The organism is Serratia sp. D1N4, from assembly GCF_054552755.1.
The window spans coordinates 1,646,198-1,663,729 of the sequence record NZ_CM137274.1 but is presented as its reverse complement, the minus strand read 5'-3'; the positions used below and the strand labels follow the sequence as shown (position 1 = coordinate 1,663,729).

Annotated in this window: 15 protein-coding genes, 6 tRNA genes and 1 other RNA gene; 11 read left to right on the top strand and 11 right to left on the bottom strand. The window is 54.8% G+C overall.

From position 1 onward, the window contains the following. The first annotated feature begins 62 nt into the window (after window positions 1-62). The gene (gene mgrA / locus ACX1CU_RS07125) at window positions 63-1,052 is read left to right on the top strand and encodes an L-glyceraldehyde 3-phosphate reductase (protein ID WP_459401886.1); all 990 of its coding nucleotides are present in this window, start codon (window positions 63-65) and stop codon (window positions 1,050-1,052) included. Between the two features lie 52 nt (window positions 1,053-1,104). Here the strand turns inward: mgrA and ACX1CU_RS07120 are convergent, their stop codons facing one another. Further along, window positions 1,105-2,340 (bottom strand): Nramp family divalent metal transporter, encoded by a 1,236-nt coding sequence (locus ACX1CU_RS07120; RefSeq protein ID WP_459401885.1) that lies wholly within the window; start codon window positions 2,338-2,340, stop codon window positions 1,105-1,107. Window positions 2,341-2,719: 379 nt separating this feature from the next. Here ACX1CU_RS07120 and ACX1CU_RS07115 point away from each other — a divergent pair, with 379 nt between their 5' ends. Continuing rightward, a complete protein-coding gene (locus ACX1CU_RS07115; protein ID WP_459401884.1) occupies window positions 2,720-3,907 on the top strand; it encodes a NupC/NupG family nucleoside CNT transporter in 1,188 nt (395 codons plus the stop codon). Window positions 3,908-3,984: 77 nt separating this feature from the next. Here ACX1CU_RS07115 and ACX1CU_RS07110 read toward each other — a convergent pair whose 3' ends face one another. The 5 genes from ACX1CU_RS07110 to gltX all read right to left on the bottom strand — a co-directional run bounded on the left by ACX1CU_RS07110 (window position 3,985) and on the right by gltX (window position 6,544). Beyond that, entirely contained in the window at window positions 3,985-4,332 is a 348-nt protein-coding gene (locus ACX1CU_RS07110) for a type II toxin-antitoxin system RelE/ParE family toxin (RefSeq protein ID WP_459401883.1), read from the bottom strand. Further along, window positions 4,332-4,559 (bottom strand): type II toxin-antitoxin system Phd/YefM family antitoxin, encoded by a 228-nt coding sequence (locus ACX1CU_RS07105; protein ID WP_459401882.1) that lies wholly within the window; start codon window positions 4,557-4,559, stop codon window positions 4,332-4,334. Before ACX1CU_RS07105 ends, ACX1CU_RS07110 begins: the two co-directional genes overlap by 1 nt. A gap of 134 nt (window positions 4,560-4,693) precedes the next feature. Continuing rightward, a tRNA-Ala gene (locus tag ACX1CU_RS07100) sits at window positions 4,694-4,769 on the bottom strand. A 65-nt stretch (window positions 4,770-4,834) separates the two neighbouring features. Beyond that, window positions 4,835-4,910, bottom strand: a tRNA-Ala gene (locus ACX1CU_RS07095). Window positions 4,911-5,128: 218 nt separating this feature from the next. Continuing rightward, window positions 5,129-6,544, bottom strand: a complete 1,416-nt coding sequence (gene gltX / locus ACX1CU_RS07090) for a glutamate--tRNA ligase (RefSeq protein WP_459401881.1) — start codon at window positions 6,542-6,544, stop codon at window positions 5,129-5,131. A gap of 292 nt (window positions 6,545-6,836) precedes the next feature. Between gltX and ACX1CU_RS07085 the strand changes: the two genes are divergently transcribed. From ACX1CU_RS07085 to ACX1CU_RS07065, 5 genes are all read left to right on the top strand, one after another. Then, window positions 6,837-6,912, top strand: a tRNA-Val gene (locus ACX1CU_RS07085). Window positions 6,913-6,935: 23 nt separating this feature from the next. After that, window positions 6,936-7,011, top strand: a tRNA-Val gene (locus tag ACX1CU_RS07080). A 40-nt stretch (window positions 7,012-7,051) separates the two neighbouring features. After that, window positions 7,052-7,127, top strand: a tRNA-Val gene (locus ACX1CU_RS07075). A 7-nt stretch (window positions 7,128-7,134) separates the two neighbouring features. Next, window positions 7,135-7,210: transfer RNA gene (locus ACX1CU_RS07070), tRNA-Lys, on the top strand. 76 nt (window positions 7,211-7,286) lie between these two features. Beyond that, a non-coding RNA gene (locus tag ACX1CU_RS07065) (RtT sRNA) lies at window positions 7,287-7,412 on the top strand. 199 nt (window positions 7,413-7,611) lie between these two features. Here the strand turns inward: ACX1CU_RS07065 and dhbA are convergent. From dhbA to ACX1CU_RS07045, 4 genes are read right to left on the bottom strand one after another with little or no spacing between them, the layout of a single operon-like run. Then, window positions 7,612-8,370, bottom strand: a complete 759-nt coding sequence (gene dhbA / locus ACX1CU_RS07060; RefSeq protein ID WP_459401880.1) for a 2,3-dihydro-2,3-dihydroxybenzoate dehydrogenase — start codon at window positions 8,368-8,370, stop codon at window positions 7,612-7,614. Then, window positions 8,370-9,224 carry an isochorismatase family protein gene (locus ACX1CU_RS07055; RefSeq protein WP_459401879.1) on the bottom strand — a complete coding sequence of 285 codons (855 nt, stop codon included), beginning with the start codon at window positions 9,222-9,224 and terminating at the stop codon, window positions 8,370-8,372. The genes dhbA and ACX1CU_RS07055 overlap by 1 nt, the downstream gene beginning before the upstream one ends. Window positions 9,225-9,227: 3 nt before the next feature. Further along, window positions 9,228-10,841: a (2,3-dihydroxybenzoyl)adenylate synthase gene (locus tag ACX1CU_RS07050; RefSeq protein WP_459401878.1), complete on the bottom strand. Its 1,614-nt coding sequence runs from the start codon at window positions 10,839-10,841 to the stop codon at window positions 9,228-9,230. Window positions 10,842-10,848: 7 nt separating this feature from the next. Further along, the gene (locus ACX1CU_RS07045) at window positions 10,849-12,054 is read right to left on the bottom strand and encodes an isochorismate synthase (protein ID WP_459401877.1); all 1,206 of its coding nucleotides are present in this window, start codon (window positions 12,052-12,054) and stop codon (window positions 10,849-10,851) included. A gap of 195 nt (window positions 12,055-12,249) precedes the next feature. Here ACX1CU_RS07045 and fepB point away from each other — a divergent pair, with 195 nt between their 5' ends. Further along, complete coding sequence (gene fepB, locus ACX1CU_RS07040) at window positions 12,250-13,212, top strand: Fe2+-enterobactin ABC transporter substrate-binding protein (protein WP_459401876.1); 963 nt, start codon at window positions 12,250-12,252, stop codon at window positions 13,210-13,212. Here fepB and entS read toward each other — a convergent pair. After that, window positions 13,199-14,467, bottom strand: coding sequence for an enterobactin transporter EntS (entS, locus tag ACX1CU_RS07035; RefSeq protein ID WP_459401875.1), 1,269 nt, complete (start codon window positions 14,465-14,467; stop codon window positions 13,199-13,201). The two genes, fepB and entS, sit on opposite strands and share 14 nt — an antisense overlap. A gap of 148 nt (window positions 14,468-14,615) precedes the next feature. Between entS and fepD the strand changes: the two genes are divergently transcribed. From fepD to ACX1CU_RS07020, 3 genes are read left to right on the top strand one after another with little or no spacing between them, the layout of a single operon-like run. Continuing rightward, window positions 14,616-15,677 carry a Fe(3+)-siderophore ABC transporter permease gene (gene fepD / locus ACX1CU_RS07030; RefSeq protein ID WP_459401874.1) on the top strand — a complete coding sequence of 354 codons (1,062 nt, stop codon included), beginning with the start codon at window positions 14,616-14,618 and terminating at the stop codon, window positions 15,675-15,677. A 1-nt stretch (window position 15,678) separates the two neighbouring features. Further along, window positions 15,679-16,704: an iron-enterobactin ABC transporter permease gene (fepG, locus tag ACX1CU_RS07025; protein WP_459401873.1), complete on the top strand. Its 1,026-nt coding sequence runs from the start codon at window positions 15,679-15,681 to the stop codon at window positions 16,702-16,704. After that, window positions 16,701-17,501 carry an ATP-binding cassette domain-containing protein gene (locus ACX1CU_RS07020; RefSeq protein WP_459401872.1) on the top strand — a complete coding sequence of 267 codons (801 nt, stop codon included), beginning with the start codon at window positions 16,701-16,703 and terminating at the stop codon, window positions 17,499-17,501. Before fepG ends, ACX1CU_RS07020 begins: the two co-directional genes overlap by 4 nt. Window positions 17,502-17,532 lie beyond the last annotated feature (31 nt).

Genomic DNA, 17,532 nt, shown 5'->3' with positions numbered 1-17,532 from the left:
GACTGTTTGCATGGAAACGCATACATTGAAACTCGTTTTCACTTTTGCCGATGAGGATCTGTATGGTTTATCAAGCTGACTCTGCGCGCTACCAAAATATGGAATACCGCCGCTGTGGCCGCAGCGGGTTAAAACTCCCCGCCGTTTCACTTGGCCTATGGCACAACTTTGGTGATAGCACGCTGTATGACAATGCGCGCAGCCTGGCGTGCCGCGCCTTCGACCTCGGCATTACCCATTTTGATCTGGCCAATAACTACGGCCCGCCGCCGGGATCTGCCGAAGAGAATTTCGGCCGTATTCTGCATAACGATCTCAAGCCTTATCGCGATGAGCTGATTATCTCTTCCAAGGCCGGTTACACCATGTGGCAAGGCCCTTACGGTGATTGGGGATCGAAAAAGTATCTGGTCGCCAGCCTGAACCAAAGCTTGAAGCGGATGGATCTCGATTACGTGGATATCTTCTATCACCACCGCCCAGACCCAGATACGCCGCTAGAAGAAACCATGGCCGCGCTGGATTTGCTGGTGCGTCAGGGTAAAGCGCTGTATGTCGGGCTGTCGAACTACCCGGCCGATCTGGCACGGCAGGCGTTTACCCTGCTACAACAGCTCGGCACGCCGTGCGTGATTCACCAGCCGAAATACTCAATGTTTGAACGTTGGGTAGAGCCGGAACTGCTGGATACGCTGGAAGAGCATGGCGTGGGTTCTATCGCCTTTTCACCGCTGGCTGGGGGTGTGCTGACCGACCGTTACCTGCACGGTATTCCGCAGGATTCGCGGGCGGCCAGCAGTAGCCGGTTCCTGAAGCCCGAACAGCTTACCGAAGAGAAACTGCAGAAAGTTCGCCGCTTGAACACGCTGGCAGAGCGGCGCGGGCAGAAGCTGTCACAAATGGCACTGGCTTGGGTACTGCGCAACGATCGTGTCACTTCCGTATTGATTGGTGCCAGTAAAACCAGCCAGCTGGAAGATGCGGTGGGTATGCTGGCCAACCGCGTATTTACCGCTGAGGAAATCGCCGAGATCGACAGCATTTTGATGTAATCGCTTACAAAAACCGGTATTACACCTGATGCCGGTTTTTATCTTTTGGGGGTTAAATGACGCTGCTAATCAATAAATAGCCGTTTAAGCTGACCACCACCAGCACAATCAATTTGCCAGTATTCTGAATCGTGCGGCTATTAACCATATCACCCATCAGTGTGCGGTTACCGGTAAACACCAGCAGCGGAACCAGCGCCAGAGCAATCCCAAAACTGAGCAATACCTGGCTCAACACCAGAATGCGCGTGGCATCCATCCCCAACATAATCACGATGAATGATGGCAGCATGGTGACAACCCGGCGTACCCACAGCGGGATATAAAAACGCACAAAACCCTGCATCACCACTTGGCCCGCCAGCGTGCCCACCACCGTTGAAGACAAACCGGCAGCCACCAGGCTCAGGCCGAAGATGGTTGCCGCAGCATTACCCAACAAAGGTTGCAGCGTCAGATAGGCCTGATCGAGATCGGCAATACCGCTATGACCATTGAAGTGGAATGCGGCGGCGGCGGTCGCCATCATCGCCAGATTGACAAACCCGGCAATGGTCATGGCGATCGCCACGTCGATTTTGGTTGAGGCATAACGTTCGGCTCGCGAATGCTCACCTGCGGTTTGAGTCAGCGAGGAGTGCAGATAAATCACGTGCGGCATGATGGTTGCCCCCAGCACACCGGCAGCCAGAAAAACCGCATCACCGTTTGGCAAATCCGGGATCGCCATCCCTCTCAACAACCCACTCAGTTGCGGTTGCGAAAACACCAGTTCAACAATGTAGGCTGCCGCCACAAATAGCAGTAAACCACCGATCACCAATTCCAGTGGCTTTTGCCCGCGTTTTTGTAGCATCAAAATGAGAAAAGTAGCTATACCGGTGAGGATCGCGCCTTCCAGCAGCGTAACCCCCAGCAGCAATTTGAAGCCGATCGCCGCACCAACAAACTCGGCCAGATCGGTTGCCATAGCGATAATCTCTGCCTGTACCCAATACGCCCAAACTACCGGGCGCGGGAAGCGATCGCGGATATGTTCAGCGAGGTTTTTACCCGTCGCGATGCCCAGCTTGGCGGAAAGCAGTTGGATTAACATCGCCATGATATTGGCCCAGACCACCACCCACAATAAGGTATAGCCGAAAGAGGCACCGGATTGGATATTGGTGGCAAAGTTGCCGGGATCGATATAGCCGATGGCGGCAATAAATGCGGGGCCCATCAGAGAAAGTTTGATCTTTCTCGATGGGCGGCTGGAAGTACTGTCAACCACGCGACTGTTCAGCATATCGTGAAACCCTTACTAATTTTACGCTTACCTTCATCTCACTTAAATGATAATGATTATCAAGTGCATTTGTGGCAGTAATACTTATTTCAGCGATAGCGGATGACGAAGGTTTTATCGAACAGATCGCATCAAATCTTGCCGTCTCTTTTTACTCGGCATCACGGCATTCGAGCGGAAAATGCTTAATAGCCAAATTAGCACAAAAATGCTACAAACGCGCAGGTTTATTAACATCCTGAGTTCTGGTTCTTTGCCGTAATAACTTAGGATTTTCCTTGCGATGATTTTCCACATTTGTAATAGATATCTCGTTTTTAAATGCAGCGTTACATAAAATGACAAACGAAATTCAGCCTGCCTCAAATTTGGAGCACACATGTCCCCTATTGCGCACTTTGCGTTAGCGTTGGTGGTGGTTGCGATCCTGGCACTGTTAGTGTGTCGCGATCGTAAAAGCATCCGCATTCGCTATGTTATTCAACTCTTGGTTATTGAAGTATTGCTGGCTTACTTTTTCCTGCATTCGGAAGCAGGTTTGGGCTTTGTAAAAGGATTCGCAGCGCTGTTTGACAAGCTGCTCGGGTTTGCAGGTCAAGGGACTGATTTTGTGTTCGGCGGTATGGGTGACAAAGGTTTAGCGTTCTTCTTCCTGAAAGTATTGTGCCCAATCGTGTTTATCTCTGCGCTGATCGGTATTCTGCAATACATTAAAGTGCTGCCGTTTATCATCCGCATTATCGGTACCGTGCTGTCGAAAGTGAACGGTATGGGTAAGCTGGAGTCTTTCAACGCCGTCAGTTCGCTGATCCTCGGCCAGTCTGAAAACTTCATCGCCTATAAAGATATTTTGGGCAAGATGTCGGAAAAACGCATGTACACAATGGCGGCTACCGCCATGTCGACGGTTTCCATGTCGATAGTTGGCGCTTACATGACCATGTTGGATGCGAAATATGTGGTGGCCGCATTGGTACTGAACATGTTCAGCACCTTTATCGTGCTTTCCTTGGTCAACCCTTATGACACCAGCAATGAAGAAGAACTGCATCTGGGCAACCTGCACGAAGGCCAGAGCTTCTTTGAAATGCTGGGTGAATACATTCTGGCAGGTTTCAAAGTGGCTATTATTGTTGCGGCTATGTTGATTGGTTTTATTGCCTTGATCGCCGCACTTAACGGCCTGTTCAGCGCCATCTTTGGCCTGAGCTTCCAGGAGATTCTCGGTTACTTCTTCTATCCATTCGCTTGGATTATGGGGATCCCGCAACACGAAGCCTTACAAGTGGGCAGTATCATGGCAACCAAGCTGGTTTCTAACGAATTTGTGGCCATGATGGAACTGCAAAAAATGTCTGGCGAGCTGTCACCACGCAGCATGGGTATTCTGTCCGTGTTCCTGGTGTCTTTCGCCAATTTCTCTTCCATCGGTATCGTCGCTGGGGCAATCAAGGGGTTGAACGAACATCAGGGCAACGTGGTGTCGCGCTTTGGCCTGAAACTGGTTTACGGCTCTACTCTGGTCAGCATTCTGTCTGCTTCCATCGCCGGGCTGGTGTTGGGTTGATGGTGTAACAACGGGTTATCAACCTTAAAACGCCCGGTGAACCTCATCGGGCGTTTTGCATTTATTACTACCCGAAATTATCGTTGCCATTCTAGGATCCGATTAAAGAGCAGGCTGGCAATATTCTGCCGTTGGGACAATACGGCATGCACGTAAATCACCTTTTCCTTATCGTTAATGCTATAGAGCACGCGATATCCATCAGTTGTATTGCATTCCCGATACTTAGCACACCCCAATGTCAGAAGCTCAGCACAAATCGGGCTTCCTTCTGGAAAAACGCCTGTTTTCTCTTCAAACTCATCCAGTATTTTGCCTATAACAGGCCTGGGTTCGATCTGATGCGAGCGCAGAAAATACGCGATGGTTTGCATCGTCATTTTCGCCGTCTCTGAATAAATAAAAACCGACGCACTTGCAACCATCAGAGTGAATCCAGAATCTGTTCACGCGAGAAGGTCCGCCCTAACTCGATATCTTTTTCTGATAACGTCATCAGCTTGAGCAGAGCGATACTTTCATCTCTACGTATGTGATCTTCATAGGATTCGATGACATAAGCAGGAAGACCGTTTTGCGTCACGATCAAAGGTTCAGATAGATCGAGTTTGGCCGCATTCTGCTTTAAATAGCTGATAGTCTCAGTTTTCATGGCATTTCCTTTAATCAATGAGCACCGTTCATCAGACTAAATATAGTCTATAAAAAAACCGATAACAATGATTGATCAGAGAAGCAAACACTAGAAAGCAAAAAGCCGACCCAAAAGGTCGGCTTTTTAAATGGTGGTGGAGCTAGACGGGATCGAACCGTCGACCTCTTGCATGCCATGCAAGCGCTCTCCCAGCTGAGCTATAGCCCCACAAAAGTGGTACGCATTGACCGGCGTTACGGTGTCTATCATCAACCTTTTTAATAATAAAAGGTTGGTGGAGCTAGACGGGATCGAACCGTCGACCTCTTGCATGCCATGCAAGCGCTCTCCCAGCTGAGCTATAGCCCCAATCCACAATCATAAAACCCTGTGAACGGGGCGCATAATATGAAACCCCTGAAACACTGTCAACGGCTAAATTGAATTCCTCGATCAAGCGCTGAAAAAGCCGCCAAATCAGCACGTTTAATGCTAAAAAATCATCATGGCGGGCAAAAATAAATCGGAAAAAAGCCCTGCGAATCACTTTGCAGGGCTTTGTCGATTTCAAGTGACTATGGGATTAATCAGCCTTGAGCTTCGCGTTCAGTTATATACGCCAACGCCTGATCGATACGCTTCAGAGAACGTGCCTGACCGATAGCATGCACGGTAACGTCCATCCCCGGCGATTGGCCAGCACCAGTGACCGCAACGCGCAGCGGCATACCCACTTTGCCCATGCCAACGCCCAGTTCGTCTGCCGTGCCCTGAATGGCATCGTGCACATTTTCCGGCGTCCAGTCAGCGACCGCAGCCAGCTTGGCACGTACCGCTTCCAACGGTTGGCGCGCCACCGGGCGCAGGTGTTTTTTCGCCGCATCGGCATCAAACTCGCTGAAATCCTGGTAGAAGTAGTGGCAGGATTCCGCCATTTCCTTCAGCGTCTTACAACGTTCGCCCAGCAGTTTAACGATATCTTTCAGCTCCGGGCCGTTACGGGTTTCAATCCCCTGCTGTTCGATATGCCACGCCAGATGCACCGCCACTTCTTCCGCTGGCATATGGTTAATATAGTGGTGGTTCAGCCACTGCAGTTTTTCGGTGTTGAATGCGCTGGCGGATTTATTGATCGCTTCCAGCGTGAACAGCGTTTTCATCTCGTCAATCGAGAAAATTTCCTGATCGCCATGGGACCAACCCAAGCGCACCAGATAGTTCAGCAACGCCTGCGGCAGGTAGCCATCATCACGATACTGCATCACCCCTACCGCACCGTGGCGTTTGGACAGTTTTTTGCCGTCATCACCCAGAATCATCGAGACGTGAGCATATTCTGGCACCGGTGCGCCCAGCGCTTTCAGGATGTTGATCTGGCGCGGCGTGTTGTTGATATGGTCTTCACCACGGATCACGTGGGTAATCTCCATATCCCAATCATCAACCACCACGCAGAAGTTATAGGTTGGCGCACCGTCAGTGCGGCGAATAATCAGATCGTCCAGTTCCTGGTTGCTGAATTCGATCGGGCCACGGATTTTATCGTCAAAGATAACCGAGCCTTCCTGCGGGTTACGGAAACGCACCACGTGTGGCTCATCAGCGGTGTGGCTGCACTGGCTATCGCGGCAATGGCCGTCATAGCGCGGTTTTTCGCCGTTTTCCATTTGCTTCTCGCGCAGTGCTTCAAGACGTTCTTTAGAGCAATAGCATTTATAAGCCGTGTCCTGTTCCAGCATTTCGTCGATCACCGCGTTATAGCGATCGAAACGCTTGGTCTGGAAATACGGGCCTTCATCCCAATCCAGGTTCAACCAGTTCATGCCATCCATAATTGCGTCGATCGCGTCCTGGGTTGAGCGTTCGAGATCGGTATCTTCAATACGCAGCACAAACTCACCACCAGCGTGGCGGGTGAATAACCAGGAATAAAGCGCAGTACGGGCACCGCCGACGTGAAGATAACCGGTCGGGCTCGGGGCGAAACGGGTTTTGATTTTCATTGGGTTCACAGCCTTATTACGCAACGCGTGTCGGCGGGGTGCCGACCATTGCTCGGAATTTAAAAAGTGGCCGACATTCTACCACTCCATGCCAATTCCTCAACGCTGACACAGCATTACCAGGCAGCATTACGCCAGCTTTGCGGGCTGTTTCGCACGGAAATGGGCAAAGAATCAGCGCTGTTGCTGATAAATATCCCATCCTGCCTAATTTTGCGGCGAACGAATAAAAACGTTTTAAAAACCGTTGACTCACTTTCAACTATCCCTATAATGCGACTCCAACAAGACGGGGCGATTAGCTCAGTTGGTAGAGCATCTCCTTTACACGGAGGGGGTCGGCGGTTCGAGCCCGTCATCGCCCACCATCTTGTTGAAATGAGAAAAATGAGGGTGATTAGCTCAGTTGGTAGAGCATCTCCTTTACACGGAGGGGGTCGGCGGTTCGAGCCCGTCATCACCCACCACTCATTTTCTTGTTTAGCAGTAACCTGGAAGTCCTGAAGTGGGTGATTAGCTCAGTTGGTAGAGCATCTCCTTTACACGGAGGGGGTCGGCGGTTCGAGCCCGTCATCACCCACCACTTCTGCGGGTCGTTAGCTCAGTTGGTAGAGCAGTTGACTTTTAATCAATTGGTCGCAGGTTCGAATCCTGCACGACCCACCAATACAGAAAAAAGCGCCTTTAGGCGCTTTTTTCGTATATATTCCACCATCAACTTCCCAAACACCCGATATAACAGAATCCCCTGTGGTCGTGTTGGATGAGAACCTGCGTTCAGGTTCGAGCCGAGCGAAGCGAGACGACAACGCGCAGCGTTGCCCGCAGGGCGAGGCCGAAGGCCGAGTCAATCCTGCACGAACTCCACAGTGCCCACAGAAATCTCCCGCCTAAATACCCGATAATGACAAAGTAGCCTTTTAGTCCGAGATACCCGGGCCTAGCGCACCGAGGGGCGCTCCGGCGGCTTACGCCGCTACGACCCCATCGGCACGCTCTCCCTAATAGCGAACTTCATCAGCCGTCTGAAGAACCAAAAAGCCCTAATATATGATATCAGCCAACCATCAAGCAGCCAGCGTCGCCCCGCCGTCAATCACAATATCCTGCATCGTAATATGGCTAGCACGTTCCGAAGCCAAGAACAGGATCGCATCGGCAATCTCCTGCGGCTGGGCAATTTTCCCCAGCGGGATCCCCAACTTAAACTGCTCGGGGAAGCCATTAATCGTCTTGCGCTCACCGCTTTCATCCAGCCACATGCCGCGCTGCATTGGCGTATTGGTGGATCCTGGAGAAACCAGATTACAGCGTACGCCATGAGGGGCCATCTCTAGCCCCACCGTCTGACACAGGCTGCGCAAAGCCGCTTTGGAGGCGCAGTAGGCAGCCATACCAACGCGCGGCACATGAGCCGCATTAGAGGCCACGCTGACGATCGCCCCACGCTGTTGGCGACGGAATACCGGCAGCGTCTGGCGGAACATATTGAATGCTCCCCCCGCATTTACCGCCATGCAGGCCAACCAGTCGGTGCTGCTGGTTTCGTCGGCCAGCCCCATGCGCAAGATCCCGGCTCCATTTACCAGCACATCCAACCCAGGTTGTTCCGCCAACAACCGCAGGCAAACGCGATCGACCGCCTCACCGTCGGCGATATCCAGCACTTCGGTGCGGAACGGATAATCCTGTTCATCAAAGCGCAAATCAAAGCCGATCACCTCAGCACCGCACTGCACAAACGCCAGCGCGGTTTGATAACCAATCCCTGCCCCGGCACCGGTTACCCAAACCCGCTTGCCGGTAAAATCGTGCCCATGATTCATCAGGATTTCCCCTCGGAAAGCAGCGCCCACCAACTATCGATGGTGGGGGATTTTGCCAAAGCGATAAAATCGATATCTTCACGGATCTTGCGCCAGCGAGTTGCCAGTTCCATGATGCGTACCGAATCCAGGCCGTAATCAATCAGGTTTTCATCATTGCCGATGTCTTCGCTGTCTTCATCAAGCAATGGAATAATTTGCTGGCGCAGGGTGTCGATGCTGATCATGCCCGGCAGCAGATCGGCGGTCATCACCACGCGGCCACAGCGCCCAGCGGTATAACGCAGCGCCATCAGGTGTTCATCCTGTGAGAAATCCGCCAAACCATCGGCCACCATAAACGGCTTGATGTCACGCATAAAAGCGTCGATGGCGGTGGTCATACAGCCGATATGCGCATAGACACCGCAGATAATCAGCTGATCGCGCCCGCTTTCCTGCAAAATCTCCTGCAACGGTGAGCGGTGAAACGCACTGTAACGCCATTTCACCAGCACGGTATCGTCGGCATCCGGTGCCAGCGCGCTGACCACCGCCTGCTGTTCCGGGTGCTTATTCAGCCCCGGCCCCCACATATCGTTCAACAGTGCCCGATCTTCATGGCTCTGTTGATTAGGCTGCGCGGTATAGAACACCGGTATGCCCTGCTCTTTGCAGTAGCGGCGCAGCTTGGCGATGTTCTCTACCACCTGCTTGATCAGCGGGCTGTCTTCTCCCCAAAAATTGAGGAAATACTGCTGCATATCGTGAATCAACAATGCGGCGCGCTGCGGTTCAAAGGCCCAGTTCACCTTGTTGGTTGGCAATTCACTCTGCGTTGGCAGCGTATAGTCGTTAAGTTTAGGAATAGCCATAGCTTATTCTCCCTGAGCCTGAGTCAAATGTTGACGCAGATGTTTTTTATCCACCTTGCCGACCGGAGTTAACGGCAGCGATTCCACCTGAATAAAGCGATCGGGTAATTTGAACTCTGCAACGCCCTGCTCGCGCAAATGACGGCGCAGAACCACCGGTTTCACGGCGTGGTGCGCCACAATAAAGGCGCAGCTTTTCTCTCCCATCAGCGTATCTGGCATCGAAACCAGCGCGGCATTGATCACTTCCTCATGGCGCAGCAGCAGGTTTTCAATCTCTTCGGCGGCAATCTTTTCACCACCGCGGTTAATCTGGTCTTTCTGCCGCCCCTGAACCTGCACGTAACCGTCCGCAGTCAGGCTGATCAAGTCGCCCGAACAGTAAAAACCATTATCGTCAAAGGCTTCGGCGTTATGCTCTGGGCTCTGGTAATAACCACGGAAGGTATAGGGGCCGCGCGTCATCAGGCGACCGGTTTCTCCAACTGGTAACGGATTACCTTGTTCATCCGCCACCCACAGTTCATCGTCCGGGCACATTGGCGTGCCTTGGGTGGCGAAAATGTGTTGGTCGTCATCATCAAGCAGGGTGTAGTTCACCAGCCCTTCGGCCATGCCAAACACCTGTTGCAGTTGGCAGCCGATCTCGGTGCGAATACGTGCCGCCAGGGTTTCTCCCAGTTTGGCACCGCCCACCTGCAACAGTTGCAGGCTAGCCAATTGATGATTGCTGCCCCACTCGTCGATCGCCTGTAGCCACAGAGTGACGGCGGGCGGCACCAGCGCGGTGACGGTAATCTGATGCTGTTCGATTAGCTTGAAGCACTGCGCTGCTGCCGGATCGGCGGCAAACACCACCTGCCCGGCAGCATAGAACACGCCTAAAACCCCAGGCGAACTCATCGGGTAATTGTGCGCTACCGGTAGCGCACACAGATAACGAGTGGCGCTATCAAAACGGCAGATCTCTACGCTGCGGCGAATGCTGTAGTAGTAGTCGTTATGGGTCCGTGGGATCAGCTTCGGCGTGCCGGTGCTGCCACCGGAAAGCTGGAAAAACGCCACCCGATCGGCGGCCGTCGGGGTGGGTATAAAGGAACTGCAATCCTCCTCCAGCCAAGTGGCCAAAGCATGATCTCCAGCAGCCTGATTGCGTAACCCCACTACCCGCAGCGAGGGATATTGTTCTCTGAACGCCGTCAGAAAATCGTCCTGCACGAACAGGTTATGTTCCCGATCGGCGATTAACAGCGCAGGCTTGATCTGGCTGGCATAGGCGTTCAGTTCGCTGCGCTGATGGCTGAACAACGCATTCACCGGCACCACACCGATTTTCAGCAGGGCAAAGAACACCACGTAAAATTCCACCACGTTGCCGAGTTGCACCAGCGCGGTATCGCCCGCTTGTAATCCCCGGCGCAACAGTGCAGCGGCCAGGCGATCGGAAAGCTGCTCCAGATCGCGATAACTCAGGCTGCGTTGCGGGTCAATCAGAGCAATGGCGTCATTGTCTGCCTGCCGGGCCAAGATCTCGGTCAGCGGCTTATCGATCCAATAGCCACGCTCACGGTAACGGCGCGCGAAATCCTCGGGCCAGGGGGTAAAAGCAATACTCATAAGATGTTTATCCTTGAAGGCCAAAGGCACGCAGCATGGTGCTGAGTTTGGTGCCGGTTTCATGCCATTCAGCCTGTGGAGATGAGTCCGGCACAATACCCGCGCCAGCAAACAGGCGCACCTGATTGGCGTTGACCGTACCGCAGCGGATAGTAACCACCCACTCACCGTTGCCTTCAGCGTCGCACCAGCCAACGATGCCGCCAAATAGCCCACGCTCAAAAGGCTCCAGTTGTGCGATCAGCTCGCGCGCAGCCAGCGTTGGCGTGCCGCAAAGTGCAGGCGTCGGGTGCAACAGGCAGGCCAGCGACAGCGCGTTCTCAGCCCGCTCGGCCACTTCGCCGTCGATCGGCGTTGAAAGATGCCACAGCGTCGTGGTGCTCAGCAGCTCCGGGGCAGCGGGAATATGCAGATGCCGGCTGCGGCCACGCAAGACCTGACGCATATCTGCGGTAACAATCTGGTGTTCATAGCGATCTTTAGCAGATGTCAGCAATTGCTCACTAACTTGACGATCGCGCTGAGGATCGCTTTCACGCCGTGCCGACCCAGCCAGCGGATTGGAATAGAACTGATTTCCGTATTTTCGCAGCAGCAGTTCTGGGCTGGCACCCACCAACGCCCCCTCTTCGAGCGGGACATGGAAATGAAAACCCTGCGGATTCTGGGCAATGATGCGCATCATCAGCGCCTGCGGGTCTATCCGTTGGCTGGTTTCAATCTCCAGCAGGCGAGAAAGCACCACTTTCTCCAGTTGTTCACCGCCGGTCACCTGCACCGCATCGGCCACCATCTGCATAAACTGCGCCTGTTCCGGCAACTCGGTCTGGCGGGTGATGGTGGGCAATGCGGCTACAGTGGGTTTCACGTCTGCCATAAAGGCTTCACGTTCAAACCATTGGGTTTGCCGGGGGATAAATAACGCCGACGGTTGACGGGTATCGAAAGGAATAGCGCCGCACAGCACCGGGTTTGGTATTCCTGCCTGCCGGGCTTGGGCAAACGCCTGCTGTACCCCACGCTGAAAGGTGCCTTGCAGATTATCGCCATCGGCAGCAGGCTGCGTAATTTTGGCAAAGCACCCTTGCGTGCTCAGGCTACGATAAGGAGAAGTAAAAAAGAAACCTGAGGTTGGGGAAACCGTGACTGACTGTAGCGCACAACTCCTGCTCTGCAGATCCTCTTGTTCGGTACCCTTAACTGCTAACACCATCGGTACTCCTTTTGCATCGTTAATAACAATCAACATAATAATGATTATCATTTGTATTTGATTGCGATAAAGTACCTTTCAGCATTTGTCATGTCAATAAATGCAAACACTTATTTGCATCAGTTTTAAACATTAATTTCCAAAATCTATTCATTGAATTGATAATTATTAGCATTCAACAGGAGATTACCGAAAATGATAACTATCTTACGGCTCGGGCTAGCGCTGTTTGCCATGCTGGCGCTGGGCGTAGCTCAGGCGGCAGCGACTGCCGAATGGCCACGCAGTATCACCACCCCACACGGAGTGATCACCCTCAAGCAGCCCCCAACGCGGATTGTTTCCACCAGCGTCACCGTCACCGGCACCCTGTTGGCCATCGACGCCCCGGTGATCGCCAGCGGAGCCACCAGCCCAAACAACCGGCTGTCAGATAAGCAGGGGTTTTTCCATCAATGGGGTGAGATCGCCGCCCAGCGCGGTGTGAAGCGCTTATACATCGGCGAACCCAATGCCGAAGCGATAGCCGGTGAGGCCCCCGACATGATTGTGATGTCTGCCACCGGCGCCGATTCCGCGCTGCGTCTGTACGAACAGTTATCGGCTATCGCCCCGGTACTGGTGGTGAATTACGACGACAAAAGCTGGCAGGAACTGGCGCTCATTCTCGGCCAGGCTACCGGGCACGAAGCGCAGGCGGAGAAAGTCGTCGGTGAGTATGCGGCACGAGAAAAGGCGCTAAAACAGCGGATGACGCTGCCCCCGCAGCCCACGTCGGCGCTGGTATTACGCAGCGACGGCAAAAATGCCAACTTGTGGACCGCCGATTCCTCCCAAGGGCAACTGCTGCAACAGTTAGGCTTTACCCTGGCGACGTTGCCGCCAAAGCTCAACGCCAGTACCAGTCAGGGGGCGCGCAAAGACATTATTCAATTAGGCGGGGAAAATCTGGCTCAGGGCCTGAATGGCCAGACCCTGCTATTGTTTGCCAATGACGAAACTGACGTGCAGCGGTTGATGAACAACAACTTTCTGGCGCATCTGCCTGCGGTAGAAAACCAACGGGTTTATGCGCTGGGCAACGACACTTTCCGCCTGGATTATTACAGCGCCAGCAACCTGCTGACGCGTCTTGAGCAGCTATTTATTTCTCAGTAGCTTCAGCGGCGGGTTGTAGCACATGGCTCTGCCCGCCACTGCCTACCTGGCGTAAACCACGCATGGCGAACGCCAGCACTACCGCCAGCAGCACGGCACCAAAACCAAAGCTGGTTGAGGTCATGGCTGGCAGCATAAATGCCCCCATCGCCCCCAGCAGCAAGGCACCGAGCGCATCGCCGACCACGTTCTGTGCGGTCCACAACCCGTTGATGCGGCCAAGAAACGCATCCGGCGTCAGGTTCTGAATCAGCCCATACTGCAACAGCGAGTTCAGCGCGCTGAGGTAACCAAAGGCCACCAGGCACAGCAGCGCCATGCCATACCACGGCATCAGGCCAAACAGCCCGATGGCAGCAAATGCGGCAATCGCCGTCAGCAGCATCACCCAACCCGGCCGGGCAACCTGCGCCACTCGCCCGCTGGTGAAAGCGCCAATCGCCGCCCCCAATGGCACGGCGGCATACATAAAGCCCAGGTGCGTGATGCTCACATTCCACATGCCGGAGATCGCCGGATACAGTACCCGCACTGCGCTGGCCATGGTCATCAGCGCGCCGATCAGCGCTACCATGCCAATCACTTTATTTTGCAACAGAAAGCTAAAGCCGCCGACCAAAGCACGCAGCGGATGCTCACGCGGCTGCGGCGGTGGTTGCAACTGCGGTAAGCGCAATAAAGGGATCAGCGTCAGCATTGTGCCCAACGCCGCCAGGCCGTAGTTCCATGCCACACCGGCGCTGGCGATCACTGCGCCGCCAATGGCCGGTGAGAGGATCGAGCCAAAACGCACGGTCAGCATGCTGATGGCCCCGGCCTGCACAATATTCTCACGCCCCACCAGCGCCGGCGTGGCGGCCAGTAAGGCGGTGACGCCAACGGCACCAAAGAAACCGTCCCACACCGCCAGCAGATAGATCGCGGTCAGCGAAGGCGCAGGCAACGCCGCATTCAGGCACAACCCGACAAAACCGACACCGCAGGTGGAACGAGCAAACAGGATCAGGCGGCGGCGCTCATAGCGATCGGCCAGCACCCCGCCCATCAGCAAACCGGCAAACATTCCGCTGCCCGCCAGCGTCACGGAAAGCCCGACCAACAAGGTGGAACCGGTCAACGCCTGGATTTGTACCGGGATAGCAATCGCCATCAGGCCCAGCGCCAGAATCGAAATAAAACGGGCGCAAAATACCGCACGAAAGGCCGCATTGGTTTTCAGCAGGCCAAAATCGAGCAAAATAGAGGGTTTATTCATCTTGTTATCACCACAACCGAACTCCGTTATGCAGCTTAAAACTCACCAGGAACAGCGCTAGTGCTGCTCAGGCTGCTATGCTACCATAGATGAATACAATCAATAATGATAATAAGTATCATTTATATTCAATTGATAATGGGCTGTCATGTTCCGGCTTACACCTAATTGCTCTCCTCCTTTATCCACCCCATTCCTGGGCTTATCGCGCTCATTCTGGCCGCGCCTGCTTGGGCTACTGTGTGCCATTGCTGTTTTGCTGTTAATGATGATGCTCAGCCTGTCTCTGGGAGCTAAATCCATCCCTTTTGCCGACGTGCTTAAAGCGCTGAACGGGCAATGTGCCGGAGCAGACTGCATCATTGTGGCCGAAGCCCGGCTACCGCGAACGCTGATCGGCGTGCTGGCCGGTATTGCCCTTGGGCTGGCCGGAGCGCTGATGCAAACCCTTACACGCAACCCGCTGGCCGATCCCGGCATTCTGGGGGTTAACTCCGGGGCCGGTTTCGCCGTGGTACTAGGGATCACCTTCTTCGGTGCGACCGATATCAGCCACTATCTGTGGTTCGCCTTTGCGGGTGCCTTTTTTGCCTCATTATTGGTGGCGCTGGTCGGTGCGCTGGGCGGCAGCCGCCTCAGCCCAATTCGCCTGACGCTGGCTGGGGTAGCGCTGGCGGCAGTGTTGGAAGGGTTGTCTTCCGGCATTGCCCTGCTTAATCCGCTGGTGTTCGATCAACTGCGTTTCTGGCAGGCCGGTTCGCTTGATATTCAAAGCATGGCGGTGGTGCGCACCGTCGCCCTGCCGATCCTATTGGGGACGTTAATTACCCTGTGGCTGACCAAGGCGCTGAATAGCCTAAGCATGGGCAGCGAACTGGCTGCTGCACTTGGCACCGGCATTGTGCGCACCCAGTTACTCGGCCTGCTGGCGATTACCTTGCTGTGCGGTAGTGCAACCGCCGCCGTTGGCCCGATCGCCTTTGTCGGGTTAATGATGCCGCATATTGCCCGGCGGTTTGCAGGGTCGGAACTGAGCTGGATGCTGCCCTGGACTCTGGTGTTAACGCCGATTCTGCTGCTGACAGCCGATCTGATTGGCCGCTTTCTGGTACCGGGCGAGTTGCAGGTTTCTATCGTGCTGTCGCTGATTGGCGCGCCGGTGCTGATTATGCTGGTACGCCAGCGCCGCATGTTCCGGCGAGGAGGATAAGATGAGCCTAATGGTTTCTCACCGAACCCTCGCCAAAAAACCACTGCGGCTGGCGCGCCCGCTGGCAACGGCCTTGCTCTTGCTGTTCGCCTGCCTGGCGTTAGCGGTTTTTGCCCTCGGTTCCGGCACGCTCAAGCTCAGTGCCATGCAAGTGATCGATGCACTGCGCGGCGAAGGCCCGGCTAATTTGGCCGTTATCGTCACCCAATGGCGCTTGCCGCGCGTCGCTCTGGCGCTGCTGCTGGGAGCAGCGCTGGGCCTCAGCGGTGCCATCTTTCAGTCGTTGCTGCGCAACCCGCTCGGCAGCCCGGACGTGATCGGCTTCAATACCGGCGCCTACAGCGGCGTACTGGTGGTGATCGTGCTGTTTAACGGCAGCATTCTTGGTATCACCTTTGGTGCTCTGGCCGGGGGCTTGATCACCGCCGGGCTGATTTACCTGTTGGCCTGGCGCAACGGCGTGGAGGCTTTCCGCCTGATTATTGTCGGTATTGCGGTACGCGCTCTGCTGTTTGCCCTAAACACCTGGATGATCGTCAGCGCGTCGCTGGAATCGGCGATGACCGCCGGTTTGTGGAGCGCGGGTTCGCTCAACGGCATCTCTTGGGCAAAAAGCCTGCCTGCCGTGCTGGTGATCCTGCTGGCGGTGATACTGCTGGCCGCCCTGGCCCGGCGCATGCGGCTGCTGGAAATGGGCGATGATACCGCCTGCGCGCTGGGGGTGGCGGTTGAGCGTTCGCGCCTGCTGCTGTTCCTGGCCGGGGTGCTGCTCACTGCCGCAGCCACCGCCGTGGCTGGCCCGATCTCATTCATTGCCCTGGTGGCACCGCAGATCGCACGCCGCCTGTGCGCCAACCAGAACGTGCTGCTGCTGACGGCCTTAACTGGCGCGTTGCTGCTGCTGGCGGCTGATGTCGTCGCCCAACGCCTGTTTATGCCCTACCAGTTACCGGTTGGTGTTTTGACCGTCAGCCTGGGGGGCATTTATCTGATCTGGTTATTAATCCGCGAGTCGCGAAAAAAATGAATGCTGAAAACCTGTTAACTGCGCCGCTGCGCGCCGAAAACCTGACGCTGAGCTACGACAAAAAGATCGTCGCACGCGATCTGTCAGTCTCCATTCCGCACGGCGAACTGACGGTGATTATCGGCCCGAACGCCTGTGGTAAATCTACGCTGTTAAAAACGCTCAGCCGCCTGATGCAGCCGCAGGCAGGTTCGGTATGGCTCAACGGCCAGCAGATCCGCGATTACGCCACCAAAGACGTCGCCCGCCAGCTTGGGTTGCTGCCGCAAAGTTCGATCGCCCCCGGCGATATTACGGTGTTCGATCTGGTGGCGCGTGGCCGCTACCCGCATCAGCGCCTGTTCAGCCGCTGGCGGGAAGAGGATCAGCAGGCAGTTGAGCAGGCCATGCATTCTACCGGCGTAGCGCAGTTAGCGGATCAACCGGTGGATACCTTATCCGGCGGGCAGCGCCAGCGGGTGTGGATTGCGATGGTCTTGGCACAGCAAACCCCGCTGCTGCTGCTGGATGAACCCACCACCTGGCTGGACATCACTCATCAGATTGATCTGCTGGAGCTGCTACGCCAGTTGAATCGGGTAAACGGTTATACCCTAGTGGTGGTACTGCACGATCTGAACCACGCTTGCCGCTATGCCACTCATCTGATCGCCATGCGCGACGGTAAAGTGGTGGCCGAAGGCGCGCCGAAAGATATCGTGACGCCCGAGTTGATCGAACAGGTGTATGGGCTGAAGTGTATGATCATCGACGATCCGGTATCGCATACGCCGCTGGTGGTGCCGTTGGGGAAATAGCTCACCGGCTCCACAGTGTCAAAGCCGTTCG

Coding starts and splice junctions, on each gene's coding strand:
- mgrA (WP_459401886.1), top strand. CDS start 63: ATGGTTTATCAAGCTGACTCTGCGCGCTACCAAAATATGGAATACCGC.
- ACX1CU_RS07120 (WP_459401885.1), bottom strand. CDS start 2,340: ATGCTGAACAGTCGCGTGGTTGACAGTACTTCCAGCCGCCCATCGAGA.
- ACX1CU_RS07115 (WP_459401884.1), top strand. CDS start 2,720: ATGTCCCCTATTGCGCACTTTGCGTTAGCGTTGGTGGTGGTTGCGATC.
- ACX1CU_RS07110 (WP_459401883.1), bottom strand. CDS start 4,332: ATGGTTGCAAGTGCGTCGGTTTTTATTTATTCAGAGACGGCGAAAATG.
- ACX1CU_RS07105 (WP_459401882.1), bottom strand. CDS start 4,559: ATGAAAACTGAGACTATCAGCTATTTAAAGCAGAATGCGGCCAAACTC.
- gltX (WP_459401881.1), bottom strand. CDS start 6,544: ATGAAAATCAAAACCCGTTTCGCCCCGAGCCCGACCGGTTATCTTCAC.
- dhbA (WP_459401880.1), bottom strand. CDS start 8,370: ATGAATCATGGGCACGATTTTACCGGCAAGCGGGTTTGGGTAACCGGT.
- ACX1CU_RS07055 (WP_459401879.1), bottom strand. CDS start 9,224: ATGGCTATTCCTAAACTTAACGACTATACGCTGCCAACGCAGAGTGAA.
- ACX1CU_RS07050 (WP_459401878.1), bottom strand. CDS start 10,841: ATGAGTATTGCTTTTACCCCCTGGCCCGAGGATTTCGCGCGCCGTTAC.
- ACX1CU_RS07045 (WP_459401877.1), bottom strand. CDS start 12,054: ATGGTGTTAGCAGTTAAGGGTACCGAACAAGAGGATCTGCAGAGCAGG.
- fepB (WP_459401876.1), top strand. CDS start 12,250: ATGATAACTATCTTACGGCTCGGGCTAGCGCTGTTTGCCATGCTGGCG.
- entS (WP_459401875.1), bottom strand. CDS start 14,467: ATGAATAAACCCTCTATTTTGCTCGATTTTGGCCTGCTGAAAACCAAT.
- fepD (WP_459401874.1), top strand. CDS start 14,616: ATGTTCCGGCTTACACCTAATTGCTCTCCTCCTTTATCCACCCCATTC.
- fepG (WP_459401873.1), top strand. CDS start 15,679: ATGAGCCTAATGGTTTCTCACCGAACCCTCGCCAAAAAACCACTGCGG.
- ACX1CU_RS07020 (WP_459401872.1), top strand. CDS start 16,701: ATGAATGCTGAAAACCTGTTAACTGCGCCGCTGCGCGCCGAAAACCTG.